At 33.8% G+C, this 25916-nt stretch carries 30 protein-coding genes and 1 riboswitch; of the genes, 24 read left to right on the top strand and 6 right to left on the bottom strand.

Annotated features, from left to right (window positions below):
* The first annotated feature begins 9 nt into the window (after window positions 1-9).
* Entirely contained in the window at window positions 10-690 is a 681-nt protein-coding gene (locus tag HMPREF2767_RS00730; protein WP_070456436.1) for a tRNA (adenine(22)-N(1))-methyltransferase, read from the top strand.
* Entirely contained in the window at window positions 680-1747 is a 1068-nt protein-coding gene (locus HMPREF2767_RS00725; RefSeq protein WP_070456438.1) for a Nif3-like dinuclear metal center hexameric protein, read from the top strand. Before HMPREF2767_RS00730 ends, HMPREF2767_RS00725 begins: the two co-directional genes overlap by 11 nt.
* 59 nt (window positions 1748-1806) lie before the next feature.
* Here HMPREF2767_RS00725 and HMPREF2767_RS00720 read toward each other — a convergent pair whose 3' ends face one another.
* Together HMPREF2767_RS00720 and HMPREF2767_RS00715 are read right to left on the bottom strand one after the other, a co-directional pair.
* Window positions 1807-3207, bottom strand: coding sequence for a YfcC family protein (locus HMPREF2767_RS00720; RefSeq protein ID WP_070622145.1), 1401 nt, complete (start codon window positions 3205-3207; stop codon window positions 1807-1809).
* Window positions 3208-3333: 126 nt separating this feature from the next.
* Window positions 3334-4296 (bottom strand): 4-hydroxy-3-methylbut-2-enyl diphosphate reductase, encoded by a 963-nt coding sequence (locus tag HMPREF2767_RS00715; RefSeq protein ID WP_070622144.1) that lies wholly within the window; start codon window positions 4294-4296, stop codon window positions 3334-3336.
* A gap of 126 nt (window positions 4297-4422) precedes the next feature.
* Between HMPREF2767_RS00715 and HMPREF2767_RS00710 the strand changes: the two genes are divergently transcribed.
* The 5 genes from HMPREF2767_RS00710 to HMPREF2767_RS00690 all read left to right on the top strand — a co-directional run bounded on the left by HMPREF2767_RS00710 (window position 4423) and on the right by HMPREF2767_RS00690 (window position 8782).
* Window positions 4423-5742, top strand: coding sequence for a DEAD/DEAH box helicase (locus tag HMPREF2767_RS00710; protein WP_068128290.1), 1320 nt, complete (start codon window positions 4423-4425; stop codon window positions 5740-5742).
* Window positions 5743-5748: 6 nt separating this feature from the next.
* The gene (locus HMPREF2767_RS00705; protein WP_070622143.1) at window positions 5749-6648 is read left to right on the top strand and encodes a deoxyribonuclease IV; all 900 of its coding nucleotides are present in this window, start codon (window positions 5749-5751) and stop codon (window positions 6646-6648) included.
* 95 nt (window positions 6649-6743) lie between these two features.
* Window positions 6744-7541: a metal ABC transporter ATP-binding protein gene (locus HMPREF2767_RS00700; protein ID WP_070456448.1), complete on the top strand. Its 798-nt coding sequence runs from the start codon at window positions 6744-6746 to the stop codon at window positions 7539-7541.
* Window positions 7531-8370: a metal ABC transporter permease gene (locus HMPREF2767_RS00695; RefSeq protein ID WP_040928362.1), complete on the top strand. Its 840-nt coding sequence runs from the start codon at window positions 7531-7533 to the stop codon at window positions 8368-8370. Before HMPREF2767_RS00700 ends, HMPREF2767_RS00695 begins: the two co-directional genes overlap by 11 nt.
* Window positions 8360-8782 (top strand): Fur family transcriptional regulator, encoded by a 423-nt coding sequence (locus HMPREF2767_RS00690; protein ID WP_068128297.1) that lies wholly within the window; start codon window positions 8360-8362, stop codon window positions 8780-8782. Before HMPREF2767_RS00695 ends, HMPREF2767_RS00690 begins: the two co-directional genes overlap by 11 nt.
* A 58-nt stretch (window positions 8783-8840) precedes the next feature.
* Here HMPREF2767_RS00690 and ispG read toward each other — a convergent pair whose 3' ends face one another.
* Window positions 8841-9962 carry a flavodoxin-dependent (E)-4-hydroxy-3-methylbut-2-enyl-diphosphate synthase gene (gene ispG / locus HMPREF2767_RS00685; protein ID WP_070622142.1) on the bottom strand — a complete coding sequence of 374 codons (1122 nt, stop codon included), beginning with the start codon at window positions 9960-9962 and terminating at the stop codon, window positions 8841-8843.
* A gap of 86 nt (window positions 9963-10048) precedes the next feature.
* Window positions 10049-10780: a DUF1189 family protein gene (locus HMPREF2767_RS00680; RefSeq protein ID WP_083302003.1), complete on the bottom strand. Its 732-nt coding sequence runs from the start codon at window positions 10778-10780 to the stop codon at window positions 10049-10051.
* A 135-nt stretch (window positions 10781-10915) separates the two neighbouring features.
* Here HMPREF2767_RS00680 and HMPREF2767_RS00675 point away from each other — a divergent pair, with 135 nt between their 5' ends.
* The 9 genes from HMPREF2767_RS00675 to HMPREF2767_RS00635 all read left to right on the top strand — a co-directional run bounded on the left by HMPREF2767_RS00675 (window position 10916) and on the right by HMPREF2767_RS00635 (window position 20268).
* Complete coding sequence (locus HMPREF2767_RS00675) at window positions 10916-11518, top strand: superoxide dismutase (RefSeq protein ID WP_068128303.1); 603 nt, start codon at window positions 10916-10918, stop codon at window positions 11516-11518.
* Window positions 11519-11631: 113 nt separating this feature from the next.
* On the top strand, window positions 11632-13824 hold the full coding sequence (locus tag HMPREF2767_RS00670; RefSeq protein ID WP_070622140.1) for a peptidoglycan D,D-transpeptidase FtsI family protein: 2193 nt from the start codon (window positions 11632-11634) through the stop codon (window positions 13822-13824).
* A 120-nt stretch (window positions 13825-13944) separates the two neighbouring features.
* Window positions 13945-14919, top strand: coding sequence for a PstS family phosphate ABC transporter substrate-binding protein (locus HMPREF2767_RS00665; protein WP_246827334.1), 975 nt, complete (start codon window positions 13945-13947; stop codon window positions 14917-14919).
* A gap of 16 nt (window positions 14920-14935) precedes the next feature.
* The gene (pstC, locus tag HMPREF2767_RS00660) at window positions 14936-15853 is read left to right on the top strand and encodes a phosphate ABC transporter permease subunit PstC (protein ID WP_068128307.1); all 918 of its coding nucleotides are present in this window, start codon (window positions 14936-14938) and stop codon (window positions 15851-15853) included.
* Window positions 15853-16728, top strand: a complete 876-nt coding sequence (pstA, locus tag HMPREF2767_RS00655; RefSeq protein ID WP_040928354.1) for a phosphate ABC transporter permease PstA — start codon at window positions 15853-15855, stop codon at window positions 16726-16728. Before pstC ends, pstA begins: the two co-directional genes overlap by 1 nt.
* Before the next feature lie 100 nt (window positions 16729-16828).
* A complete protein-coding gene (pstB, locus tag HMPREF2767_RS00650; RefSeq protein WP_246827362.1) occupies window positions 16829-17569 on the top strand; it encodes a phosphate ABC transporter ATP-binding protein PstB in 741 nt (246 codons plus the stop codon).
* Window positions 17569-18204, top strand: coding sequence for a phosphate signaling complex protein PhoU (gene phoU, locus HMPREF2767_RS00645; protein ID WP_070622139.1), 636 nt, complete (start codon window positions 17569-17571; stop codon window positions 18202-18204). Before pstB ends, phoU begins: the two co-directional genes overlap by 1 nt.
* A 79-nt stretch (window positions 18205-18283) precedes the next feature.
* Window positions 18284-18844 carry a 5-formyltetrahydrofolate cyclo-ligase gene (locus HMPREF2767_RS00640; protein ID WP_070622138.1) on the top strand — a complete coding sequence of 187 codons (561 nt, stop codon included), beginning with the start codon at window positions 18284-18286 and terminating at the stop codon, window positions 18842-18844.
* Window positions 18841-20268 (top strand): rhomboid family protein, encoded by a 1428-nt coding sequence (locus HMPREF2767_RS00635; RefSeq protein WP_070456454.1) that lies wholly within the window; start codon window positions 18841-18843, stop codon window positions 20266-20268. The genes HMPREF2767_RS00640 and HMPREF2767_RS00635 overlap by 4 nt, the downstream gene beginning before the upstream one ends.
* A 30-nt stretch (window positions 20269-20298) precedes the next feature.
* Here HMPREF2767_RS00635 and HMPREF2767_RS00630 read toward each other — a convergent pair whose 3' ends face one another.
* A complete protein-coding gene (locus HMPREF2767_RS00630; protein WP_040928349.1) occupies window positions 20299-20532 on the bottom strand; it encodes a DUF2759 domain-containing protein in 234 nt (77 codons plus the stop codon).
* A gap of 87 nt (window positions 20533-20619) precedes the next feature.
* On the opposite strand from HMPREF2767_RS00630, the gene HMPREF2767_RS00625 reads away from it, so the two are divergent.
* Window positions 20620-21243: an MBL fold metallo-hydrolase gene (locus tag HMPREF2767_RS00625; RefSeq protein ID WP_070456455.1), complete on the top strand. Its 624-nt coding sequence runs from the start codon at window positions 20620-20622 to the stop codon at window positions 21241-21243.
* 47 nt (window positions 21244-21290) lie between these two features.
* Here HMPREF2767_RS00625 and HMPREF2767_RS00620 read toward each other — a convergent pair whose 3' ends face one another.
* Complete coding sequence (locus tag HMPREF2767_RS00620; RefSeq protein WP_040928347.1) at window positions 21291-21536, bottom strand: DUF2626 family protein; 246 nt, start codon at window positions 21534-21536, stop codon at window positions 21291-21293.
* 156 nt (window positions 21537-21692) lie between these two features.
* On the opposite strand from HMPREF2767_RS00620, the gene HMPREF2767_RS00615 reads away from it, so the two are divergent.
* The 7 genes from HMPREF2767_RS00615 to HMPREF2767_RS00585 all read left to right on the top strand — a co-directional run bounded on the left by HMPREF2767_RS00615 (window position 21693) and on the right by HMPREF2767_RS00585 (window position 25720).
* Entirely contained in the window at window positions 21693-22685 is a 993-nt protein-coding gene (locus tag HMPREF2767_RS00615) for an ATPase, T2SS/T4P/T4SS family (protein WP_070622137.1), read from the top strand.
* Window positions 22657-23703 (top strand): competence type IV pilus assembly protein ComGB, encoded by a 1047-nt coding sequence (comGB, locus tag HMPREF2767_RS00610; protein ID WP_083302002.1) that lies wholly within the window; start codon window positions 22657-22659, stop codon window positions 23701-23703. Before HMPREF2767_RS00615 ends, comGB begins: the two co-directional genes overlap by 29 nt.
* Window positions 23704-23713: 10 nt before the next feature.
* Window positions 23714-24043, top strand: a complete 330-nt coding sequence (gene comGC / locus HMPREF2767_RS00605; RefSeq protein ID WP_068128320.1) for a competence type IV pilus major pilin ComGC — start codon at window positions 23714-23716, stop codon at window positions 24041-24043.
* Complete coding sequence (locus tag HMPREF2767_RS00600; RefSeq protein WP_168162104.1) at window positions 24021-24452, top strand: type II secretion system protein; 432 nt, start codon at window positions 24021-24023, stop codon at window positions 24450-24452. The genes comGC and HMPREF2767_RS00600 overlap by 23 nt, the downstream gene beginning before the upstream one ends.
* On the top strand, window positions 24442-24705 hold the full coding sequence (locus HMPREF2767_RS00595) for a hypothetical protein (protein WP_070622136.1): 264 nt from the start codon (window positions 24442-24444) through the stop codon (window positions 24703-24705). Before HMPREF2767_RS00600 ends, HMPREF2767_RS00595 begins: the two co-directional genes overlap by 11 nt.
* On the top strand, window positions 24668-25090 hold the full coding sequence (locus HMPREF2767_RS00590) for a competence type IV pilus minor pilin ComGF (protein ID WP_068128324.1): 423 nt from the start codon (window positions 24668-24670) through the stop codon (window positions 25088-25090). The genes HMPREF2767_RS00595 and HMPREF2767_RS00590 overlap by 38 nt, the downstream gene beginning before the upstream one ends.
* 153 nt (window positions 25091-25243) lie before the next feature.
* Window positions 25244-25720, top strand: a complete 477-nt coding sequence (locus HMPREF2767_RS00585; protein WP_070456460.1) for a shikimate kinase — start codon at window positions 25244-25246, stop codon at window positions 25718-25720.
* An 88-nt stretch (window positions 25721-25808) separates the two neighbouring features.
* A riboswitch (glycine riboswitch) is annotated at window positions 25809-25900 on the top strand.
* The last annotated feature ends 16 nt before the right edge of the window (window positions 25901-25916 follow it).

The raw sequence follows: 25916 nt of genomic DNA, 5'->3' as shown, positions 1-25916 counted from the left end.
GTGGATATAATGATTGACACGAGACTAAAAGCAGTAAGTAAATACGTTGTTGGAGAAAGATTGTTAGACGTCGGTAGTGACCATGCGTATTTACCTATTTATTTAATAGAACAAAACAAAATTGAATATGCCGTAGCAGGTGAAGTTGTTAAAGGACCATTTGAAAACTCAAAATCAAATGTTATAGGTTATAATTTTGATGACAAAATCGACGTGAGATTAGGTTCTGGATTATCTGTGATTCAAAAAGATGAACAGTTTGATACTATTACGATTTGTGGTATGGGCGGTCCGTTAATCGCTTCGATTATAAAAGAAGGCATAAGTTATTTAAATAATACACCGAGATTTGTAGTAAGTTCAAATATCTATGGTGAATCTATTAGACGTGAAATGGCCAATTTAAACTATAAAATTATCGCTGAAGAAATAAACTTCTATAATAATAAATTTTATGAACTCATCGTTTTTGAATATGGTAAAGACGATTTGAACGATATTGAGTTTAAATTTGGACCTATCAATTTAAAGAAAAGAGCAGATCTTTTCATTTTAAAATTAAAAAAAGATAAAGAACACTTACAGCATATTAAAAGTCAAATTGAACAGTCGAGTAAGAAGACAGATAAGTTAGAAGAGATTACGAACGACATAAATTTAATTAACCAGGTGATTAATCATGAATATTAAAGAGTTAATGGCAGTTCTTAATGCAGTTGCACCGTTTAAAGACGCTGAGGACTGGGATAACGTCGGTCTTCTCGTTGGTTCAAATGATAATACAGTCACTGGAGTTATGACGACACTCGACTGTAATTTAGACGTTATTGATGAGGCACTTAATGAAAATGTGAATACAATTATCGCGCATCATCCAATCATTTTTCCAAAAATTTCAAAACTCGATGATAGTTATCAATCAAAAATTATAAAAACCCTTATAAAAAATGATATGAATTTAATCGTAATGCACACAAACCTTGACCATCAAGATGACGGGGTAAGTGTTATGATTGCAGAAACTCTTGGTCTAAAAGTCATATCTCCTTTAATTCGACATGATGAGGTATCATACAAGTTACGCGTGAATATTCCTAAAGAAGATAAAGAAACGTTTAAAAAAGAGTTAAGCGACATTGGATTTGGTAATCAAGGAGACTATAGCGAATGTTTCTTTGAATATGACGTTCAAGGTCAATTTAGACCAAATGAACATGCTAATCCTACAATTGGAACGCATAATGAATTAGAGTACGTAGATGAAGTCATCATTGAAGCAATATTCGACGGAAGTACGGATAAAATATTAAAAATGATCGAAGCACATCCATATGAAGAGCCAGCATATGACGTATTTACGATTACAAAACCAACAAGTAACGGTCTCGGTGTAGTTGCTGAATTTAACGGCACAATGGATGCTTTAGTTAAACAAATAAAGACATCATCAAAGACACCAATCGTTAATGTCGTAAAAGGTAATGACGAAAAATTAGCGCGTGTTGCGATAGTTGGTGGCAGTGGTGCGAGCTTTATCTCTCAAGCGATGAGACAAGCAGATTGCCTCATAACTGGAGACATTAAATACCACGAAGCATTCGATGCAAAAGAAGAAGGATTTAATTTAATCGATGCTGGACATTATTTAGAATATATGATGATCGACGGATTAAAAAATAAATTAGCTGAAAAAATAGATTTAAAAGTAGTAGCAACAAACATCAATACGAATCCATTTATTTATTAAAAAGAAGCAGATGCCGACGCATCTGCTTTATTCATTGTAACTGTTTTACAGTCAGCCCTTTACATTGGACCGTAGTTGATGAAGTACGCGATGACGAGTAATACCGCACCGATTGTGTACCAAACAAGGATTAACGGCCAAATGAATTTGATCCAGTCTGTATATTTAATTTTTGCAATTGCTAATGCTGCCATGAAGTATCCTGATGTTGGGTAGAAAATATTTGAGAACCCATCACCAAATAGGAATGCAAGTACGGCAGTTTGTCTTGTCATTTCTGTTAAGTCGACAATTCCGATAATAATAGGCATCGTCGCAGCTGCTTGTCCACTACCTGAAGGGATTAAGAAGTTAATTAACCCTTGGACAACCATCATTGCAACTGGAATTATTGATTCAGGTAAAAGTACTACAACTTTACTTAATCCGTATACAATTGTGTCCATAATCATACCATCTGCTAAGACGACAGAAATTGCTCTCGCAACCCCAACGATGAATGCTCCGAGTAAGATCATACGCATACCGTCGTTCATATATTCAGCTATTTTAGATGGCTTTAATCCTGCAATTAGACCGATTAAAATACCACTAAAGATATAGTAACCACCTAATTCTAAGAAGTACCATTTATATTGGAAAATCATAAATGCCATTAAAACGAGTAAAACAATTAATACGAATGTTGCAATAACTGTTCTTGTCTCTGATTTTGGATATTCGACTTTTTCTTTTACAAATTCACTATTGTCAACGTTATCTGTAACAAGTGAAGCCTCTGGATTTTTTTGTACTTTTTTAATATAACGACTGACAAAGATAATACCAACAGTGAGCATAATTACTAATGCGATTGCACGGTACCATAGACCAGAGAATAATGGAAGCTCAGCAATCGTATGTGCTGTACCGACGTTTGCAGCAGTTGTTAAACCACAAGCAAATCCAATGACAGTTGATATTAATATAATTGCTGTTGATGCAATACGGTCATACCCAAATTTTAAAAATAGGGGTAGCAATGCTGGTAAGAAAATGAGTGATGCTTCAATCATTCCTGTCATCGCAACGAATAGTGCAAGTACAAAGGAAATTACAGGAACGATAAGTAAACCTTTGTTTCCAAATGTTTTAATTAGGAAGTTTAAAATAACATCGATAATTCCAGCTTTTTCAATGACACCAAACATCGCACCAATTGCTAAAATACCGAATATGATAATAACAGTTTCTTGAATTCCTCTTGGAATCGCTGTCATAAATTCCATGAAAGTAACCGGTGCTTGGTCGATATAGTGGAACGTATCTGCAATAATTACGTTAATTCCATTTACCTCTTCACGGTCGAATGTACCTGCTGGAATAATGTAAGACGCTACTGATGCAAGCAAGATAATAATAAATAGAATAACGTAAATGTGTGGCATTTGAAACTTTTGTTTTGTTTCTTGTTTCTCCATAAATTCACCTCGTTAGTTAATGATGGTTATAATTATACAGAAATAGTGTTGAATAATGCAATGTTTAATTCTAGTTCATCTGTTCAATAAAAATAAAATACGGCTGTAACAATACAGCCGTATAAGTTAGTCTAATATTTTTACTGGTTTTGGATTTTTAATATTTGGTAATATTTTCTCTCTAGGCACAGTAGAAGTTGGCTCTACTACATTTTCTTTATCGTAGTTTGATAAGTAGTCAATGACTTCTTTTACAATTTGTGTTGGAGTTGAAGCACCCGCAGTTACTGCTACAGTTTCAACTCCATCTAACCATTCGAGATTTAAATCAGAAAGAGATGAAATACGATACGCATTCGTATGTGCGATTTCTTTTGATACTTGAGCGAGTCGGTTAGAGTTATTACTCTTTGGATCTCCAACGACAATTAAAAGATCTGCGTCTTTTGCTTGTTCAGCAACTGCTTCTTGACGGACTTGTGTTGCCATACATATTTCTCTATGAACTTCGATATGCGGGAATGCTTCTTTTAATGCATTCATAATATGCTGAACATCCCACTGACTCATCGTCGTTTGGTTCGTGACGATTAGTTTTTTATCATGTAAATGATCTGGAAGTAATTGAATGTCTTCAATCGTTTCGATTAAGTGGACCTCTTCTGGTGCAACACCGACTGCACCTTCTGGTTCTGGATGTCCTTTTTTACCGATATATATCACTTCGTAACCTTCTTTTGTTTTGTTCGAAATTAAATCGTGGGTAAATTGAACATCTGGACACGTCGCATCAATACACGTTAATCCCTTTTCTTTTGCGCGTCTTTTTACTTCTGGTGACACACCATGTGCAGTAAAGATTACGGTACCTTCTTCGATTTGTTCTAATATTTCTAAGCGATTCTCACCATCTAATGTGATAATCCCTTCATCTTCAAATGCATCAGTCACGTGTTTATTGTGAACGATCATCCCTAATATATAAATCGGTCTAGGTAATGTCTTATCGAGAGATGCATTTTTGGCAATAACCATTGCATCGACGACACCGTAACAATATCCACGTGGTGAAATTTTAATTATATCCATTCAGATGCCTCCTCTTCATTGATTATATATCATTATTAATTGAATTCAAATGAATCACTAGTGGTATCTTAAAAGTCGATGTTCATGTATAATATAGTGCGAGTTAAAATAGAAATAGGTGAGAATATGAACGCATTCAAAAGATTTAATTTTAAAGAAGGTATGCTTGAAGCAATTGATAACATTCACTTTACTCATCCGACTCTCGTTCAAGAAAGAGTTATTCCAAGAATTTTAAAAGGAAGTAATGTTATCGTTCAAAGCTCAACGGGTAGTGGTAAAAGCCATGCGTTTTTATTACCGATTATTAATAACATTCAAGTGGATGAAAAGAAAGTACAGTCAATTATAGTCGCACCAACAAGAGAGTTAGCACGTCAGCTTTATAATATGACAACGGATATATTAGAATCTTTCCCTAAAATTGAAGCGAAATTATTTATCGGTGGTAAAGATTTCGAAAGAGATAAAACACGTGCTGAAAATAGTCCGCATATTGCGATTGGTACTCCGAATAGATTAATAGAACTCATTCATTCATCGAGTTTAAAAGTGTCAGAAGCAAAGTCAATCGTCATTGATGAAGCAGATTTAAGTATTGATTTAGGATTTTTAGAAACGATTGACCAAATTTCTAATGCAATGGATCCGTCCGCACAATTTTTAGTGTTTTCAGCGACAATTCCAAATGAGTTGCGTCACTTTTTACAAAAGTATTTAACGCATACAGAAGTGTTAGAAATTGACAATACACGTCAAAAAACTAATATCCATTACAGTTTAATTCCAGTTCGTAGTAAAGATAAGAACAATAAAGTATTAGAACTGACACAATCGATTACACCGTATTTAGGATTTATTTTCGCAAATACACGCGAACGTGCAGATGAGTTATATGAATTTCTTTTAGAAAATGGGGTAAACGTTGGGTTATTCCACGGTGGTTTAAAGCCGAGAGAACGTAAGCAGATGATTCATCAAATCCATAATCTAGATTATCACTACGTCGTAGCAAGTGATTTAGCTGCACGTGGTTTAGATTTTGACGGAGCGTCACACGTTATTAATTATGATATCCCGAGAGAAATTGAATTCTTCACTCATAGAGTAGGTCGTGTTGGTCGAGGAGAGTATACAGGTGTTGCAATAACACTGTATGATCCAAACGAAGAAGACTTAATCGATCAAATTGAAGCAAAAGGATTCACTTTTGAACATGAAGACTTAATAAACGGTCAACTTAAACCGATTAAAAAGCGAAACAAACGTGATACGAGACGTCGTAAAGAAGTTCGCTTAGATGAGGATGTTTCATATAAAGTACGTAAACCAAAAAAAGTAAAACCAGGTTATAAAAAGAAAATGAAACAACAACTAGAACAACTGAAAAAAGACAAGCGTAAACAATATGCGCAAAATCAAAAAAGAAGAAATAAAAAGAGGTAAGATAATATGTTAATCGGATCACACGTACCGATGAATGGTAAAAAAATGTTAGAAGGCGCAGTTGAAACTGCACATTCTTACGGTGAAAATACATTTATGATTTATACAGGTGCACCACAAAACACGAGAAGAAAACCGATTGAAGAGTTAAATATCGAAAGAGGACAAGAACTCATTAAAGCGTACGGTATGAAAGACATCGTCGTACACGCACCATATATCATAAACATCGCAAACACTACTCGTGAAGGCGTGTTTGACTTAGGTGTTGAGTTTTTAATTAATGAAATCGCGCGTACTGAAGCAATTGGTTCAAAACAAATTGTACTTCACCCTGGAGCACACGTTGGTGCGGGTGTAGACGCTGGAATAGAATCGATTATTAAAGGTTTAAACATCGTTTTAGAAGAAAAACACGACGTACAAATCGCTTTAGAGACGATGGCTGGTAAAGGATCAGAAATCGGTCGTAACTTTGAAGAAATCGCGCGTATAATTGACGGGGTCACTCACAACGAGCGTTTAAGCGTTACGTTTGATACGTGTCACGTTCACGACTCAGGATATGACATTAAAAATGACTTTGACGGTGTACTCAATGAATTTGATAAAACAATCGGAGTCGATCGTATTAAAGTCGTTCACGTGAACGATTCTAAAAACGAAGTCGGCGCGAAAAAAGACCGTCATGAGAACTATGGTTTCGGTCATATCGGATTTGACGCATTACAATATATCGTCAATCACGAAACGTTTAAAGATTTACCGAAAATTTTAGAGACACCATTTGTTGGTTTAGACAAAAAAGATAAACAACCCCCATATAAGCATGAAATTGAAATGATTAAAAGCGGTGTGTTTGAGCCACAACTACTTGAAAAAATAAATCCAAATATAAAATCATAATATTAAAACGAGCACTGTAAAAGTGCTCGTTTTATTTACAATTCGTAACAGTTACGTTATAATTATACGACTAAAAGCATGTTGGAGGTGTTGTCATGTCAACGCCCGTTTTCGAAATAAGAAATGTATCATACAAATATTATGAAAAAATGGAAACGACAGTGGCATTAAAAGACATAAATCTCAAAATAGAGCGTGGAGAATTTATGGCAATTGTTGGACCGAATGGTTCCGGTAAATCTACATTAATAAAACTAATTCTCGGTATTAAGAAGTTACAAGAAGGCGAGATTTTAATTAATGGTAAGCGAATGAATCGTAGAAATCGAGAAACAAAAATTGGTTATGTATCTCAAAAAGCGGCATCATTTGCTAAAGGGTTTCCTGCGACTGTAAAAGAAGTCGTATTAAGTGGTCTAACAAAAAAGCGTGGACTATTTAAAAAGTTTAACAAAGAAGATTTTAAAGCACTCGATGAAGTGTTAGATTTACTCGACATAGAAGATTTAAAAAATAAAAACATTGCGAGTCTTTCAGGAGGACAAACACAGCGCGTATTTATCGCTCGTGCTCTAATTAACAAACCAGAGATCCTAGTATTAGATGAACCTACAGAAGGCATCGACGCAAAAAACGTCTATAGTTTTTATGAGGTATTAACACGATTAAAAGAAAGTGGAACGACGATTTTACTCGTCACACATGATATTGGCGTCGTCGTCGATCAAGCGGACACCGTTGCATGCTTAAATGAGCATCTACATTTCCACGGTTCAAAACAAGACTTCTTAAAACTTGATGAAGCGGAGTTATCAAAAGTATACGGGTTTCCGTTACAACTCGTAAATCACGATCATACGAGAAGTTGCTGTGAGGTGCCATATGCTAATTGATGCGCTACAAAACTATGCATTTATGAGATACTCGTTTATTAGTGGTTTAATTGTAGGGTGTATCGCGCCACTTCTCGGAACATTTATCGTCGTTCGAAGACTGAGTTTAATTGCAGATGCACTCTCACATATTTCACTTGGTGGGATTACGCTCGGTGTGTATTTATCGAGCATACTCTCATTTACAATTAACCCACTCATTACTGCAACGCTATTTTCAATTATCGGTGCAGTAGGTATAGAAAAGATGAGAACTGTTTATAAACACTTTTCTGAAATATCGATACCAATAATTATGAGCCTTGGGATTGCATTATCTGTTATATTTTTATCACTAGCAAATGGTTTTAACCAAGACTTATTTGGCTACTTATTTGGAAGCATCAGTGCAGTAACTAAAAATGATTTATTTTTAATTAGCTGTATTGGAGTTATCGTCATTACGTTCGTTTACTTTTTATATAAAGAGATGTTTTTATTATCCTTTGATGAAGAGTATAGCGAAGTGATGAAAATTAGTGGATTTATACATTTTATTTTTATCGTACTCGTTGCGTTAGTTATTAGTGCATCTATGAGAATTGTCGGAACGCTACTCGTCAGTGCGATGATGACATTACCGGTCGCTGCCGCAATTCGAGTGACGTCAAGCTTTAAAGCACTTATTGCAGTGAGTATATTATTTGGTGAAATTTCGGTCATACTTGGACTCATATTAGGATTTTACTTAAATATCGCTCCTGGTGGTATGATCGTATTAGTTGCGATTTTTATATTATCTATGACATTTATCGTAAATCGATTAGGAGTGAAGATGAATGCCGAATAATGAAAAAGAAAGAATTAAAACAACCCTAAAAGATCATGGGTTTAAACTAACAAAACAAAGATTATCTTTAATAGAAATATTACTGGAAGAAGATAGATACGTCACAGCGACATATGTCTATAATAAAATGTCAGAAATATACGACGGTATTAGTTACGATACAATATATAGAAATCTATATACGCTACATGAAATTGGCGTAGTAGAGGAGACGACATTAGACGGTGAGATGCAGTATATGATCGCTTGTAGCGATCACCATCATCACCACTTTATATGCGACAATTGTGGCATGGTAAAAGTCATCCATTACTGTCCAGTAGATGAATGGCAAAAAGAAATACCAGGCGCTAAAATAAAAGGACATAAAATAGAGCTATACGGTTTATGTTCGAGTTGTCAAAATGATTAAAAAATCACCCCTAAAGTTAGAAATAAAATCTAATTTTAGGGGTGTTGTCATTTAATGCTTATTTATTTTCATTTGCAAGTTCTTTTTTACGTTGTCTTTCTTTTTCGTAATGTGCTTCAGCTAAAATGTCGATTTCTTTTTTAAGTTCGTCGACCATCGTTTCTTCAGGTACTTTTCGCACTGTTTTTCCGTGCATAAATAGTAATCCTTCTCCGCGCGCCCCTGCAATTCCAATGTCCGCTTCACGTGCTTCTCCTGGACCGTTTACTGCACATCCAAGAACGGCTACCTTTATCGGTGCTTTAATATTTGAAATGTATTCTTCGACTTCATTTGCGATCGCAATTAAGTCGATTTCAATACGTCCACATGTCGGACACGCGATAAGTGTTGCTGCGTTTGAAGCGAGTCCAAATGATTTTAATAATTCTTTTTGAACTTTTACTTCTTCAACAGGATCTGCGGATAATGAGATTCTCATCGTATTACCAATTCCTTTATTGATGAGCACCCCAAGCCCTGCAGCACTTTTAACTGTCCCAGCAAATAACGTACCACTTTCAGTGATACCGATATGAAGCGGGTAGTCGAATGCTTTAGATGCTTTCTCGTACGCTTCGATTGCTAAATGAACGTCAGAAGCTTTCATAGATACGATAATATCGTGGAAATCTAAGTCTTCTAATATTTTAATATGGTGTAACGCACTTTCTAACATTCCGTCAGCTGTCGGATAACCATATTTTTCGATAATGTGACGCTCTAAGCTTCCTGCGTTTACACCGATACGAATCGGTATCCCTTTTTCTTTACACGCATTAACAACTGCTTCAACGCGTTCACGTTTACCGATGTTACCAGGGTTGATACGAATTTTATCTGCACCGCCTTCAATAGCGAGTAGTGCAAGTCTATAGTCGAAGTGAATATCGACGACTAATGGTATGTTAATTTGTTTTTTAATTTCTTTAATTGCTAGCGCATCTTCTTCACGTGGACAAGCGACGCGCACGATTTGACAACCTGCTTCTTCTAAACGTTTAATTTCAGCGACTGTCGCCTCAACGTCATGGGTTTTCGTCGTTGTCATACTTTGAATGATAATCTCGTCTGAGCCACCAATCACTAGATCGCCAACTCGTACAGGACGAGTGTTTTTACGATGTGTAATTTCTGACATTTAATATATCTCCTTGAAACAATGTGATTTATTTTTTTGTATGTTCAATTATACAACAAATCTATTATATTGTAATGATGAACAAACTATTTTATCGTCTGCTTCTTTTTGAATACGGGTAGTTTCTTGTCGTAATATATTAAGAAGATTAATACGATAATATATATGAACCAAAGTTCTTTACCCGTTATCAGTTTTAAAATTGTAAAGAGTATCGTCGGAATGACGAAACTATAAGAAATGATTTTAAACCAGTTCATATAATCCGTACGTTTATTTCTCATTGATGCAATTTTATTTAATATAAATGATAGTAGTAATAATAATGTAAATGAAAATGCAGCCATCACTATAATTTGTATGATTGAATACACTGCAAAAAAGAATCCAGTACTCTTCGTATGTGTATCGATATATTGCTTTAAATCGTTTTCGTTATTAAATTTATTAAAACTTGAGTAAGGTAAATAATCTTCAGTCATATTATGAATTTGAATGCCTTGATGTTGAAATATTATAAAGGCATCTTCTAATGGTAAAGACTCTTCTGTAAAGACAATTCGACCTTTAGAGGTAGTTAAGGTTTTTTCATCTCCAACGTAATAGCCATCTTTAATTTCAAAATGAGGAATTTCGTCTTTTACTTCGCTTAGAGCACTTGCAAATTGATTTGTATTAAAAAAAGATAACATATAAGGGACTGAAAGAAGTATACCTATAATTAATATGTTTAATAACAGATACTTAAAGGGTACAGTTCTAAATAGAGGATACTTTTCAAACTTCAGTAGTCGTTTGAAATATTTTAAATAATCCATGAATTCAACACATCCAAGTTCTATTTTAGTCAGACATTTGACTGATTTACTGATAGGTAGAAACTAATACCTTTTATTGTAGCACTTAATTTGGTATATTTGGGATGTAAACATCATTAGGAGGAGATTTTAGTTATGGCATTTGAACTACCTGAGTTAGACTATGCATATGATGCGTTAGAGCCTACAATCGACAAAGAAACTATGGAGATTCACTACTCTAGACATCATAACACTTACGTAACAAACTTAAACAACGCAGTTGAAGGTACAGAATTCGAAAACAAATCTTTAGAAGAATTAGTAAAAGATATCGATTCATTACCTGAAGATATTCGTACTGCTGTAAGAAACAACGGTGGTGGACACTACAACCACTCATTATTCTGGCAATTATTAACTCCAGAACAAAAAGACGTACCAGCTGAACTTAAAGAAGCTATCGAAGATAAATTCGGTTCTTTAGATTCATTCAAAGAGAAATTTGAAGCTGCAGCTGCAGGTCGTTTTGGATCTGGTTGGGCATGGTTAGTTGTTGGGAATGATGGTTTAGAAATTATTTCTACTCCTAACCAAGATAACCCATTAATGGAAGATAAAACACCTGTGTTTGGTGTGGATGTATGGGAGCATGCGTACTACCTTAAATACCAAAACAAACGTCCAGAGTACTTAGGTGCAATTTGGAACGTTGTAAACTGGGAAAAAGTCAACGAGTTATACCAAGAAGCTAAATAATAACTTCCTTTCAAGCCATGAGTTTAAAAACTCATGGCTTTTTTTAATGATTATCGTGATAATATGTTAAAATAGAATGTGAATTTTTACGAAAGAAAGTTAGGTTGAAGCGTGTGAGACGTGTTAGGAAAAAAAGCTCTGAAGCGATTAAATATCAGTTATTTAAGTCGAGAGCAAATACTTTAGTATTTATTGTTTTTATATCATTTATAATTTTAATTCTTCGCCTCGGACAGTTACAAGTCATTCAGGGTGAGTCTTACCACGAACGCGTTGAAAACGCACAATACGTTAAGATCAATCAAAACGTACCACGTGGTGAGATTTATGATCGAAACGGTAACGTACTCGTTAAAAATAAATCCGAACGTGCAATTTTCTTTACGAGACATCGCAACATGTCTAATAGTGAAATTATGGAACTAGCCAATAAGCTATCTAATTATTTGGAGATGGATGAAGAAAATTTAACGTTACGTGATAAGCAAGACTATGCATTAAACAATTATTTTGATGAGTTACTAAAAGAAATGCCTAATGAGGCCACATTACTTGATGACGGTAATATATCTAGAAATGATTTTAATGAAGCGGTATATGAGAACATTAGTAATGAATATTTAGACTCATTACTTACTGAAGAAGATAAAAACATCATATCTATATATACGAGAATGATCGTCGCAACAGAATTAGATCCCGTTACTATTAAAGGAAGTAACGTCACAGAAAAAGAGTTCGCTACAATTAATGAAGATCTCGATAAGTTAGAAGGAATTACAACTGGAATGGACTGGAAAAGAGAATATCCTTATGGTTCAACACTACGTACAATTCTTGGAGACGTGAGTTCACCGAAAGAAGGACTACCTAAAGAACTCTCTGATTATTATAAATCACTTGGATACTCTCAAAACGACCGTGTCGGTAAATCATATTTAGAGTTTCAATATGAGGATATTTTACGTGGTGAAAAAGAAGAGGTTAAATATTCAACAGATCGAGCAGGTCGTATTATCAATCAAGAAGTTGTAAAAGATGGTAAACCTGGTAACGATTTATATTTAACAATCGATATCAAATTACAGCAAGAACTAGAAAAAATTGCAGAGCATCATTTAAAAGAAATGCGTAATTTAGCAGAAGCTGCAAAACAACGTGCGGATTTAAATGGCGATATCGAATGGGACATTCGACCAGAGTTTTTAGATACTGTGACTCTTGTCGTACAAGATCCATATAATGGTGATATTTTAGCGATGGTTGGTAAACATATTAATAAAGACGGAGATATTGAAGATTTTGATTATGGTACATTTGCTGTGAGTTATGTACCAGGTTCATCCGTTAAAATTGGTACGGTTGTTACAGGTTATCAAAACGATGTTCTACAACCTGGAGAATCACAAGTCGATGAACCACTCGTATTTGCAGATGGTACGAACAAATCTTCATTCTTTAACCGTGACAATAGTTACAACGTAGACGATCAACACGCTTTAATGGTATCTTCGAACGTTTACATGATTAAAATCGCACTTCGTTTACTCGGCTTAGAATACGATCGTAATATGCCACTGCCAAGTGATATTTCTAACGATGCATATAAACTAAGAAATGGGTTAAATCAATTTGGACTTGGTGTGTCAACAGGTATTGACTTACCTAATGAAGAGACAGGTATTTCTCCACCACTAACTAATAACCCTGGGAACTATTTAGACTTAGCGATTGGACAATATGACACGTACTCTACACTACAGCTTTCACAATATATTTCTACAGTTGCGAACGGTGGTAATAGAATGCAATCACACCTTGCAAAAGAAATTAGAGAGCATAATCCAAATGAACCAGGAAAAGTAATACGCTCGTTCAATGGTAATGTTTTAAATACTGTCATGATGACTGACGCTGAAAAAGAACAAATTTCTAAAGGGTTATATGATGTATTTAATACCCATCATCAATCGACGGATAGATACGGAACAGGATGGGATGCGTATCATGAATTAGAACCAAAAGCTGCTGGTAAAACAGGAACTGCAGAAGCGTATCGTGAAGGAGTTTCAGTTTTAAACCAAACGTATATCGGATATGCACCATATGACAATCCAGATATGGCATTCTCTATTATATGGCCAACGACACCGATGACGATTCCATTCTTCCCAGCCCAATATATGGGAAGAGATGTTATCCAAAAATATTATGAGCTTGAATATGGTGCGCCTAAAAAAGATTACTACAAATATAATTTAGATGAATTTTACAGACGAATTAAAGCAGGCACGTATGATAGTTAGACTACTGAAAATTTTCAGTAGTCTTTTTTGATTTTACATATTCTTTACAATACGTTTATTTAAAATTTAAAAACGACCTGTACTATGTAATCATAATCAAAACCATTTGGAGGAATTAAATTGAAAAAGCAAACTTTAAGCGTAGCAATGATGTTAGTTCTAGGAGGTACACTTGCAGCATGTAATAATGATGCTGAAAATGATGACAACAATGCATCAAATGAAACAAGCACAGAAACGAACGAAGAAAAATCTTCAGTCACTGAACAAGCGATTGTTGGTGACGGTTCAAGCACAGTGTTCCCTATCTTAGAAATCGTCAATGAAGACTACAATGCTGAATACGGAAGTGCAGCAGAAATTGGAGTATCTGGTACAGGTGCTGGGTTTGACAGATTTATCGCAGGTGAAACAGATTTCCAAAACGCTTCACGTCCAATTAAAGATGAAGAAAAACAAGCGTTAGAAGACGCAGGTATTGAATACACTGAATTAGAAGTCGCGATCGACGGTTTAACTGTAGCAGTTAACAAAGACAACGATTTTGTAAAAGACTTAACATTTGAAGAGTTATACAAAATCTACTCAGGTCAAGCTGAAACATGGGCGGATGTTCGTAGTGACTTCCCAGATGAAAAAATTGTTGTATATGGTCCAGACCAATCTCACGGAACACATGACTTCTTTAAAGAAGAAGTCATGGATGATGAAGACATTCAAGGTGAGTTAATCCAAGATACAAACCAAGTAGTAAACGCAGTTACATCTGATAAAAATGCAATTGGTTTCTTCGGATATAACTTCTACTTAAACAACAAAGATAAGTTACAAGCAGTAGCGATCCAAGGTGAAGATAGCACAGAAGCTGTTGAACCAACAGAAGAAAACGTTAAGAGTTATAAATATCCACTTTCAAGAGCATTATACGTGTATGTTGCGGATGAGAAAGTGAAAGAAAACGAATCGTTAAGTCAATTCATTGAGTTCTTATTAGATAATGCATCAGTAGCTGCTGAAGATTCTGGTTACGTAGCATTAGACGAAGAGAAGCTTAATGAGCAAAAGGATAAGTTCAAAGAGATTATTGGGAACTAATTAAGTAGGGATTTATATGAAGGATTTAAGTATACAACAACAAATAGAACGAAAAAAACGTTCAAAAACTCTTGAGAAAGCAGTACCTATCGTACTGTTTTCTATTACTATTGTTTCAGTATTAACAACAATAGGTATTTTATATACATTAATTTCTGAAACATTCCATTTTTTAAGAGAAGTATCAATTGTGGAATTTTTAACGAGTAAAACATGGAACGCTTTTAGTAGCACGCCAACATTCGGTATATTCCCATTAGTCTTAGGAACGTTAAAAATAGTTGTTATTGCGACATTGTTTGCTGTTCCAACAGGTGTATTTTCAGCAATTTATTTATCTGAATACGCACCAAAATCAGTGCGTAAAGTATTAAAGCCAACATTAGAAGTGTTAGCTGGTATTCCAACAGTTGTATATGGGGCATTTGCGATCACAGTGGTCACACCGATGTTACAATCTATTTTTTCATCGATGGGCCACTTTAATGCAATTAGTCCGGGACTTGTTGTTGGAATTATGATTTTACCAATGATTACAAGTTTAACTGATGACGCGATTACGAGTGTACCTGATGCAGTTAGAGAAGGGTCTTATGGACTCGGTGCAACGCAGTTAGAAACTGTTTTTAAAGTAGTCTTACCGGCTGCTTTATCAGGGATTTTAGCGTCAATCGTACTTGCAACAAGTCGAGCTATCGGTGAGACGATGATCGTTTCAATTGCAGCAGGGTCAACACCAAATAGCAGTTTCAACTTATTTGAGTCACTTCAAACGATGACAGGGTTTATCGTACAAGTGACGTCTGGTGATGCAGCATTCGGTTCTCAAGTGTATTACAGTTTATATGCTGTTGGTATCACGCTATTTATATTTACTTTAATTATGAACGTATTAGCGATGTGGATTGCAAAAAGATTTAGGGAGGAATACTAATGGCTATGGATGAAGCAGTATTAGTCAAAAGACAATCAAAGCGTCGAATGCTGAATTCTATTATGAGCAAAGTATTCTTCTTATCAACGATGATCGGTATTGTTGTGTTAATTATTCTTTTAGCATCGATTTTAAAACAAGGTGTCGGTGCGTTATCTATTGATTTCTTTACTAACTTTAGTTCAAGTCGACCAGAAAGAGCAGGAATTAAGGGTGCCTTAATTGGTACTTTATGGTTAATGGCTCTAACAACACCTATAGCAGTTATATTATCTGTCGGAACAGCTATTTATTTAGAAGAATATGCGCCGAAAAACAAACTCACTCACTTTATCGAAGTGAATATTTCGAACTTAGCCGGAGTACCATCTGTCGTATTTGGTTTACTTGGTTTAACAATATTTGTAAGACAATTTGGCTTAGGGAATTCAGTTCTCGCTGCGAGTTTAACGTTAGCGCTAATGATAATGCCGGTAATTATCGTATCGAGTAAAGAAGCATTACGTAGTGTGCCAAATTCTATTCGAGAAGGATCGATTGGACTTGGTGCATCTAAATGGCAAACGATTTATAGAATCGTTTTACCTGCAGCAGTACCTGGTATTATAACGGGTATTATACTAGCGGTATCTCGTGCAATAGGTGAAACAGCGCCACTCGTTGTAATTGGAATTCCAGTTGCATTATTAGCGACTCCAAAAAGTGTTTTTGATTCATTCCAAGCACTTCCAATGCAAATATATAACTGGGTAAAAATGCCACAAGAAGCGTTTGTTAGTTTAACATCAGCTGGAATTATCGTATTACTCGCGATGTTATTACTCATGAACCTTGTCGCAGTACTCATAAGAAATAAATATTCAAAAAGATTTTAGGTGAAATAAGATGGAAGTAAAAGTAAAAGAAGACAATAAAGTAAAAGATATATTAACTCAAGATCAAACTTTAGATAAAACTTCTGGTAAAGAAGTATTTATGACAAATAATTTAAATCTTTGGTACGGAGACACGCATGCATTAAAAGATGTAAACTTAGCATTTAACGAAAAAGAAATTAGTGCGATTATCGGACCATCTGGTTGTGGTAAATCGACTTTCATTAAGACGTTAAACCGAATGGTCGAGCTCGTTCCTAACGTTAGAATTGAAGGAGATATTTTATATAGAGAACAAGATATTTTAAATAAAAAAATGTCTCTTGAATCGTTAAGAACAAAAGTTGGAATGGTGTTCCAAAAGCCGAACCCATTCCCAAAATCTATCTATGAGAATATCGTGTACGGTCCAAGAGTACATGGTATTAAAGATAAAAAGACACTCGATGAAATCGTTGAAAGAAGTTTAAAACAAGCAGCACTTTGGGACGAAGTAAAAGATCGTCTTAAAGATAATGCATATGGTCTATCAGGCGGACAGCAACAACGTTTATGTATTGCTAGAACACTCGCGATTGAACCAGATGTTATATTAATGGACGAACCGACAAGTGCACTAGATCCAATCTCTACAATTAAAATCGAAGATTTAATGCAAGAGTTAAAAGAAAAATATTCGATTATTATCGTGACACACAACATGCAACAAGCAGCTCGTGTTTCAGATAAAACGGCATTTTTCTATAACGGATCGGTAATCGAATATGATGATACTAAAGTCATCTTTGAAAACCCTCGTGATCAACGTACAGAAGATTATGTAACAGGTAGGTTTGGATAATGAAGCCGAGACAAAATTTTATTAATAATTTAGATGAAGTCACTTCATATGTTTTTAGATTATCAAACGAAGTAGAAAAAAGAATTGATAAACTCATTCACTGTATAGAACATAGAAATGTAGATGCGCTAAAAGATATTTCTAAAGAAGATATTGTTGTCAATGACTTAGAGCTTCTAATTAATGAAAAGATTATATCTTTAATTACATTAGAAGCACCAGTTGCCTCTGATTTAAGAATGTTAATCTCTTATATTAAAATCGCAGAAGATTTAGAGCGAGTGGCAGATAACGTTGTAAATATTGCAAACGTAAGTGCTGAATATAATATCGGTTCAGAAGAAATTATCAACAAATTTAAGTCGATGTTACAGCTGTCAAAACTCATGCTTTCAGATGCGACCGTTGCCATGGAAACAAAAGATTTAGCTTTAATTAAAGAACTATTATCTAGAGACGAAGATATCGATATGCTTTATATCGATACGACGTCAGAAGCAATCGAAAAAATTGAAGATAAAGTCATTATGAGTCAAGTTGTGTTAATCGCTAAATATATTGAACGTATCGGTGATCACGTCGAAAATATAAGTGAACATCTATACTATTACTTGACTGGTAGACAGTATCAATAAAACCACTTTATAAAAGTGGTTTTTTTATTTAAACTATTATAATAATATCTGTTAAAATGGAGAGAGAAAGGATGTCTCCATGAGTAAAAAAGAACTACGTCACGAGATGATTGTAAAGTTAAAGTCACTTAATCCAACGGATAAAAGACAAAAAGAACAGAATATATATCAATCTTTAAAGAAATTTATACACGAACACAGTATAAACTCTGTTGGGATTGTTTTATCGATGCCACATGAAATTGATACGCTTCCGATTATTGAATACTTAAACGATAATAATATTGCTGTATATGGTCCAAAATCGAACTATAAAACAAAAGAAATGGACTTTTATAGAGTGAATAGTGCTGATGAAATTTTCAAAGATGAAAAAGGGATTTTTATACCAACATCAAACGAATTAAATAACAACGTTGATTTACTAGTCGTCCCTGGAGTTATATTTAATAATAAAGGTTATCGCACGGGCTATGGTGGCGGCTTTTACGATAGATTTTTAAAGGATTATCAAGGAAAGACTGTATCGATTTTATTCGATGAACAGTTCGGTGAGGTGATCGTTGAATCACACGACATGCCTGTCGATTATTTAATCACGCCGACAAAAAATATTAACGCAAGAGAGAATAGACTATGATTAACAAATGGCAAGCAGCGTATGAAATTGTACGATATACAAAATATGTATTTTCACGTTATGACGAAGTTGCAGACACGATTTGGTTAAAAAACAGAAAAAATCGTTCACTAATGATTTTAGTTGATGGTCAATTTGAGGATGAAGAAATTGAAACTACAACTAAAATATTATATGACAATAAAGCGAATATCGATGCAGCTGTCGATTTTAATGTAAGTAAAATATATGTCCACTATATCGATTGTGAACCATTTAAACGTCAATTTAAGTCTAAAGCTCTAAAAGTTATTCACACAGGTACGGATAGTATTGCAAATGTCATATTAAATCCATTCTATAAAATAGATACGAAATATAAAAAATCTAAACCGCTAGATTGGTATAAGAAGCGTGTTTTATCAAGTAACCCGCTTGAAACGTATCTAATTAAATTTACACCGATGACGTTGATACTTATAATGATCAACACACTCATCTTTTTAACGAATTTATTTTATATTCATATACGTGATTCAGTCCACATCACGAACAACTTAGGTTTAACACATCACGGAGTCAATCAAGATACGGAGTTTTATCGACTCATTTCGAGTGCGTTTTTACATGCAGATGTCGAACACTTTTTATTTAATATATTTGCGATATACGTCCTAGGTAAATTTGTTGAATCGATATACGGCTCTACGAAAATGCTTATAACTTATGTTTTAACGGCAATCGTAGCAAATATTGTTTCTCTTGTGTTTATTACAAATGCACTTTCTCTAGGTGCAAGCGGGGCAACTTACGGTATGATGGGGCTACTCGTTATACATCTACTTGTTTATAAAAAAGTTCAAAAGAAACTCATATTTCAAGTACTCGTTGCCTTTGTTGTCATTGGTATTTTAACGAGCTTCTTTAGTAACATTAATCACTATGCGCATGCAGGTGGGTTTATATATGGGCTTATATTAGGTGTTATTTATAACTTTAAAAAAGTAGATTTCAAAATTGCTATCGGAGCATTTATCTTAATGATTGTTTTACCGGTGTCTATGTGGATGATCCAACGAGATCATGTATCATATCAACCGTATGATGAGGAAGCACTCCGTTATTTTTATGAAAAGGATTACACTCATGCTCTCGAAAAAGTGAACGAAACATTTAAATATGGAAACGAGACGAGTATGAGTTATTATATACTCGGTAAACTTTATGAAGTTGCAGGGGATGATGCAGCCGCTGAGGAAAACTTTAATGTCGCTTTTGAGCTCGATCCAAAGAATGAGTATGTATTAAAACGTAAATTGTTAGAATTACGTAAAAACCAAGACTTTGAAGCGATGGCAAAACTTAGTGAGGATGTTAATGTAAATAAAGTAAAAGATGAAGAACTTTCAGTCATACTTGAAGAATTAAGTTTTAGAGGATATTAAAAAGCTCGCGAATATTCGCGAGCTTTTGTTTTAAAGGTCTGGATAACCAAATGTAAAGATTGTTGCGAGTGAGAAGAATCCGAATGTTGCGATTCCTGCGATACTAAAAATAATACCTAGAATGTTTTTAGATCTTACCGCGTTTATTAATGCGTATACACTTAAAACTGCAATAAGTAACATTAATAGTGACATCGTGTTTACACCAATGTGAATCGATGTACCACCAATTTTAAACAGTTCACCTGTATTAATAAAAGGCATTTTTAATCCCCCAATACTTTTAACATTACGTTAACTCTATTGTATAATTGATACATGTAAATGTCTAGACTATTTTGAGGTGACACTATGGAAATCATTACATTACCACTTGGAGCGTTAAATACAAATTGCTATATTGTTTATAATGAGAAGAAAGATTGTTTGATTTTTGACCCAGCAGATAATAGTGATGAAATTATTCGTACAGTTGAGGAACACGACCTAACCGTCAAAGGAATTTTACTTACTCATTCACATTATGATCATATCGGTGCGTTAGAGGAAGTATCAAAACACTTTAATTTGCCTGTATATATGAGTGAACAAGAGTCAGACTGGTTACTTGATCCGACTAAAAACGGTTCGATTCGTTTTATCGAAGTGATTACTGCTGACGTTGAGAGAGTTTATGTTGGTGAAGGGGAGCTTTCAATTGGAGAATTTGACTTAAAAATACTTCATACACCAGGTCATTCTCCAGGGAGTTTAAGTTATATATTTGAAAACGATATGTTTATTATTTCTGGAGATGTGCTCTTTAACAAAGGTGTTGGCCGTACAGATTTATATGGTGGTAACACAGAAGCGGTTATGCATTCAATTAAAGAGAAGTTATTTAATTTAAATTTAGAGTATGACGTCTATCCTGGTCACGGTATGCCAACGACATTGCTCGAAGAAAAATACGAAAATCCTAACATAATATGGTAAATAAAAAAAGAGAGTTCAGACAAACGTCTGAACTCTCTTTTATTTTTTTACTGGTTACCAAATGCTGGTTCCATAAGGAAAGTTGAATAGTAAGTAAATCCAACAAAGAATAGCATGAGGTAAGCTGCGAATACATACATATACATTCTTTCAGTCAGTTTCATATATCCAAGTAATATAAAGAAACCAGTTTGACCGATGAAGAAAAACGCCATTTCTGTCATATCACCGACATAGAATAAAATCGCAAAGATTGCTGTCCAAAAACCGAGCGTTTTAAATACTTTATCCATCGTAATCCTCCCACCAAACCATAATCTATTAACTTAATTATAATCAACTCTAATCGATAAGTAAATACCAAATCAGGAATTGTAAATTCTTAAAACTTTTAAAAATAAAAAAAGATAAAACCGACTTTTTGAGCATATGTGTATAGGAGGGATGAAATGGAGAATCTTTTACACCATTTATTAAAACAAAGTATATCTGATTCTTATACAGATATACATATTACATTAGAACACTCACACGGTTTAATTAAAATAAGACAATTTGGCAAAATGAAAAATTTCGCTTGTTGTAATACGCATACGTACAAACAGTTCGTTAATTATTTAAAATTTATTGCTGAACTCGATACGAATGAACATAGAGTCCCCCAAAGTGGCCGAATTGAAAAAGATGTAGATGACGTAACTGTGAATATTAGAATTTCAACGTTGCCTACCTCTTTAATGAATGAGATCGTCGTGATTCGAATTTTAAATAGTGCAAAAGACATCCCTTCTGAAAAGTTATTTAGGAGGCCTGATGAATATAGTCATTTAAAGGAATTGTGTCTGAAAAAAGATGGATTTGTACTATTTACTGGACCAACTGGATCTGGTAAATCGACTGTGATGTTTCGATTGTTAAATGATATTAGAAACGTTGGTGACAAACAAATTATTACGATTGAGGATCCAATCGAATTTGATTTACCAAACATTATACAAGTTGAAATTAATGAAAAAGCAAAACTAGACTACGCACCGATTCTAAGGGGAGTAATGCGCTGCGACCCTGATGTTATTATGTTCGGTGAAATTAGAGATTCAACAATTGCGACAGAACTAGTTAAAGCGAGTCTTTCGGGTCATTTAGTTTATTCAACGTTTCATAGTAATAGTGCATATAGTGCGATACTTCGACTTAAAGAATACGGAATTTACAATGAAGAGCTTGCTGAATCGATACAAGCAATTATAAATCAGAGAATTATTCATAATAAAAAACAATCTTTTATTCTATATGAATATATTACAAAAAACGATATTAAAAAGATATTGAGTGGTGAATCGATACGTTATGACACGATACAAGATAAACTTAAACAATTATATGAAAACAACTTGATAGAGGCGAATACGTATGAAGCATATAAAGCGTTTGAAAAATAAATTAAAACAGTACGATGCAGAATTTCTTAAAAAGCTCGCGCATCTATTAAGTAATGGTTTTACTCAAAAACAAGCATTAATTTTTTTAGTAGAACAATATGAAGTTCTAAATATCAAAGATAAAACAAAGCTGTTAGAGCTCATACGAGATGGTAAAAATTTAGAAGAAATACTCACATATATTGGTTATAGCCCTGCAATACTTGCTCAAATTAGATTTTCTGCTGTACACGGTGATTTAATTAATATTTTAGAATCGTGTTACTCATATATCACCAAGCGTAGACAAACGATTAAAAATTTAATGAAGTCACTTCAATATCCGATTATTTTAATCTCTATATTTATAGTGATTTTAATCGTATTAAATTACACTGTTATTCCACAGTTCAATACACTATACGAAGCGATGGGTACACATAAAAGTAATTTGATGACAATACTTACATTCATGCTGAACGTATTACCGAAAATCGTACTCGTTATCATATCAATTGCTATGATTTTTCTAATGTATATATCAATCATATTGAGGTCTAATAATATAGAGTTAAAACAATCTCACTTATTAAAACTACCAATTATTAGCACTTACTATAAATATAATGTGACGTACAAGTTCTCAAGAGAATTAGGGCTCATGCTAAGTAACGGCATTGAATCAAAAGAAATTGTAAATATATTAAAAAATCAAAACTTGGATAATGAATTAAAGTATTTAGGACAAACTATAGAGAAGTTATTATTGTCAGGTTTTTCGATGAGTGAAGCGGTTAAACAAATTCCACTCATCGATCAACGTATAATCCCATTCATTCAGCACGGAGAATATAATTCAAACGTCGGTAAAGAATTAAGTCTATATAGTGAATATGTCCTAGAAGGAATTATTTTTAAACTTGAAAAATTAACAAAGCGTATTCAACCGATCATATTCGTCATACTCGGTTTACTCGTTATTTGTCTATATCTCGTTATTGTATTACCTGTATTTCAAATGATGTCTGACTTAAATTAGGAGGAAAACAATGAAATTTAATATTAAAAAACTAATTCAAAAAAGTAAACAATCAGAAGGATTTACGTTAATAGAAATGTTACTCGTACTACTCGTCATCTCCGTGCTTATCATCTTAATTATCCCAAATATTGCAGCACAATCTAAAAACGTTCAAAACACTGGCTGTGACGCGCAAGTTAAGATGGTTCAAAGCCAGATTGAGGCATATACGTTAAATGAAGGTGAAACACCAACTAACATTAACCAATTAGTGCCAAATTACTTAACAGATAAGCAAACATCATGTGCCAATGGAACAGGGATCACAATTGTTAATGGACAAGCTACAAAAGAATGATGGATTTACGATGATTGAAATGATACTTACATTATTTATTGTAAGTATCATTTTATTATCTACAATTACCTACATCCCAAGATATAACGAAAACAATTATGAAGATGAACTAAAAAATATAGAATACATATTTCAAAACGCCCAAATTAGAGCTCGTACGTATGATACATATCAACACGTTATTATCTATCATTCGACGAATGAAATTGTTCTGAAAGACTATAAACAATATTATGAAAAAAGGTATCAGCTTACATCTTGTTTTATCGTTGAAGGTGGATTAGAAGACGTCATTTACTATCCAACAGGAAATACATCAAAATTTGGCACGATGATATTAAATTGCGATGGCGATGTTATTAAGATAATATTTCAAATTCAAAAGGGGAGGTATCGTATTGAAAGATGATGGTTTTTTATTAATCGATAGTGTCATCTCGTTGAAAATTATGCTTATAATTACGACGATTTTAGTGCCAACAATCATTCATTTAAACCATGTAGACAAACAAGCAGATAATAAACTTGAAATGTTAAGGAGTCTTTATATAGAGATACAAAATAGTGAGGATCAAGATGATTTCTTAAAAAGTGAACGTTATTTTATAAGAGGTGATGAAATTTGTGAAGCGTCTGCAAATAGATGCATTAAAATTAAATGAAGGTTTTACATATATTGAAATGTTACTGAGTCTATTTGTTCTATCTATGATCTTATTTATAACTATTCCAACGATACGACTATTTGGTTCGATTGAATTAAATGAACAGAGTTTTGATATCGATGTTTTTATAGAAGACATTTTTGAAGTAGAAACAAATAAGAAAGATATTGTAATTACAAAAAACAGCCTTACTTTTGATAATGAACACGGAACGATTACGTATCGACTATCTAATAATCGTATCGTCAAATCGATAGACAAAAAAGGCTTTATTCCTTTGATGACGAACGTCCTTGAATTCAACGTTACAGAAGATAAACATCATGTATATATTATGATTGAAGAAGGCGATGAAACATATGAAATGTATATTAAAAAATGATGGATTTATAAGTGTCACATCGTTAATCATATTAGGTTTTATAACAAATGTTTTCTACACATATTATATGCGCTTATATATGATCATTGAGATTAAAATGAATCTTATTTATTATTATGAAAGTAAGGTTAAATTGTTTTTAGGAGCATAGCTATGATATTAATAGGATTTATGGGTGTTGGTAAAACAACTGCTGGTCAAAAGTTAAGTGAGATAACACAAAAGGAATTTATAGACTTAGACGTATATATAGAAAACAAGCATCAAAAAATATCTGACATATTTAAAAATTACGGTGAAAGTGTATTTCGGAAATACGAATATGACGCACTAAAAGAATGTTTAGATGTAGACATACTATCTACTGGTGGTGGGATTGTAGAATATGAACCGTCTCTCAATCTTTTAAAAGAATCTACTCAACTAGTGATCTATATCGATGCACCGTTCGAGGAAATATATAAACGTATTAAAAATGATAGCAGTAGACCCAATGCATTAAGATCATATGAAGAATTACAAGATTTATATGAAAAACGTAGACCTCTATATAAGAGCATTGCTGATATTACGATAAGGAACGAAACGACGGTAGATGAATTAATTCACAAACTTTTAATCGTTGAATAATTGAGTTAACAGTATTTAAGTTGCAATTTGTGAATATAGTATATATAATGAATTCGGATACAAAATCATTGAAAATTGATGTTTTCGGTTGAACGATGTCGGAGAGAACGTATAATTACGTCGCCGAAGGAGCAAGCCTTTTTAGGTGAATCTCTCAGGCAAAAGGACGATATCGTGACGAATCCTGAAGATATTT

The sequence above is a fragment of the Nosocomiicoccus sp. HMSC067E10 genome, from assembly GCF_001810835.1.
Taxonomy (GTDB): Bacteria; Bacillota; Bacilli; order Staphylococcales; family Salinicoccaceae; genus Nosocomiicoccus; species Nosocomiicoccus ampullae_A.
Note: the sequence above shows the minus strand (reverse complement) of the source record. Positions and strands in the feature narration are given on the sequence as shown.

Coding starts and splice junctions, on each gene's coding strand:
- HMPREF2767_RS00630 (WP_040928349.1), bottom strand. CDS start 20,532: ATGCCTTTTATTAATACAGGTGAACTGTTTAAAATTGGTGGTACATCG.
- HMPREF2767_RS00675 (WP_068128303.1), top strand. CDS start 10,916: ATGGCATTTGAACTACCTGAGTTAGACTATGCATATGATGCGTTAGAG.
- HMPREF2767_RS00715 (WP_070622144.1), bottom strand. CDS start 4,296: ATGGATATAATTAAAATTTCACCACGTGGATATTGTTACGGTGTCGTC.
- HMPREF2767_RS00585 (WP_070456460.1), top strand. CDS start 25,244: ATGATATTAATAGGATTTATGGGTGTTGGTAAAACAACTGCTGGTCAA.
- HMPREF2767_RS00700 (WP_070456448.1), top strand. CDS start 6,744: ATGTCAACGCCCGTTTTCGAAATAAGAAATGTATCATACAAATATTAT.
- HMPREF2767_RS00705 (WP_070622143.1), top strand. CDS start 5,749: ATGTTAATCGGATCACACGTACCGATGAATGGTAAAAAAATGTTAGAA.
- HMPREF2767_RS00600 (WP_168162104.1), top strand. CDS start 24,021: ATGGACAAGCTACAAAAGAATGATGGATTTACGATGATTGAAATGATA.
- HMPREF2767_RS00730 (WP_070456436.1), top strand. CDS start 10: ATGATTGACACGAGACTAAAAGCAGTAAGTAAATACGTTGTTGGAGAA.
- pstA (WP_040928354.1), top strand. CDS start 15,853: ATGGCTATGGATGAAGCAGTATTAGTCAAAAGACAATCAAAGCGTCGA.
- HMPREF2767_RS00690 (WP_068128297.1), top strand. CDS start 8,360: ATGCCGAATAATGAAAAAGAAAGAATTAAAACAACCCTAAAAGATCAT.
- pstB (WP_246827362.1), top strand. CDS start 16,829: ATGACAAATAATTTAAATCTTTGGTACGGAGACACGCATGCATTAAAA.
- HMPREF2767_RS00620 (WP_040928347.1), bottom strand. CDS start 21,536: ATGGATAAAGTATTTAAAACGCTCGGTTTTTGGACAGCAATCTTTGCG.
- HMPREF2767_RS00725 (WP_070456438.1), top strand. CDS start 680: ATGAATATTAAAGAGTTAATGGCAGTTCTTAATGCAGTTGCACCGTTT.
- HMPREF2767_RS00615 (WP_070622137.1), top strand. CDS start 21,693: ATGGAGAATCTTTTACACCATTTATTAAAACAAAGTATATCTGATTCT.
- HMPREF2767_RS00625 (WP_070456455.1), top strand. CDS start 20,620: ATGGAAATCATTACATTACCACTTGGAGCGTTAAATACAAATTGCTAT.
- ispG (WP_070622142.1), bottom strand. CDS start 9,962: ATGTCAGAAATTACACATCGTAAAAACACTCGTCCTGTACGAGTTGGC.
- HMPREF2767_RS00640 (WP_070622138.1), top strand. CDS start 18,284: ATGAGTAAAAAAGAACTACGTCACGAGATGATTGTAAAGTTAAAGTCA.
- comGB (WP_083302002.1), top strand. CDS start 22,657: ATGAAGCATATAAAGCGTTTGAAAAATAAATTAAAACAGTACGATGCA.
- HMPREF2767_RS00710 (WP_068128290.1), top strand. CDS start 4,423: ATGAACGCATTCAAAAGATTTAATTTTAAAGAAGGTATGCTTGAAGCA.
- HMPREF2767_RS00680 (WP_083302003.1), bottom strand. CDS start 10,780: ATGGATTATTTAAAATATTTCAAACGACTACTGAAGTTTGAAAAGTAT.
- phoU (WP_070622139.1), top strand. CDS start 17,569: ATGAAGCCGAGACAAAATTTTATTAATAATTTAGATGAAGTCACTTCA.
- pstC (WP_068128307.1), top strand. CDS start 14,936: ATGAAGGATTTAAGTATACAACAACAAATAGAACGAAAAAAACGTTCA.
- HMPREF2767_RS00695 (WP_040928362.1), top strand. CDS start 7,531: ATGCTAATTGATGCGCTACAAAACTATGCATTTATGAGATACTCGTTT.
- comGC (WP_068128320.1), top strand. CDS start 23,714: ATGAAATTTAATATTAAAAAACTAATTCAAAAAAGTAAACAATCAGAA.
- HMPREF2767_RS00635 (WP_070456454.1), top strand. CDS start 18,841: ATGATTAACAAATGGCAAGCAGCGTATGAAATTGTACGATATACAAAA.
- HMPREF2767_RS00720 (WP_070622145.1), bottom strand. CDS start 3,207: ATGGAGAAACAAGAAACAAAACAAAAGTTTCAAATGCCACACATTTAC.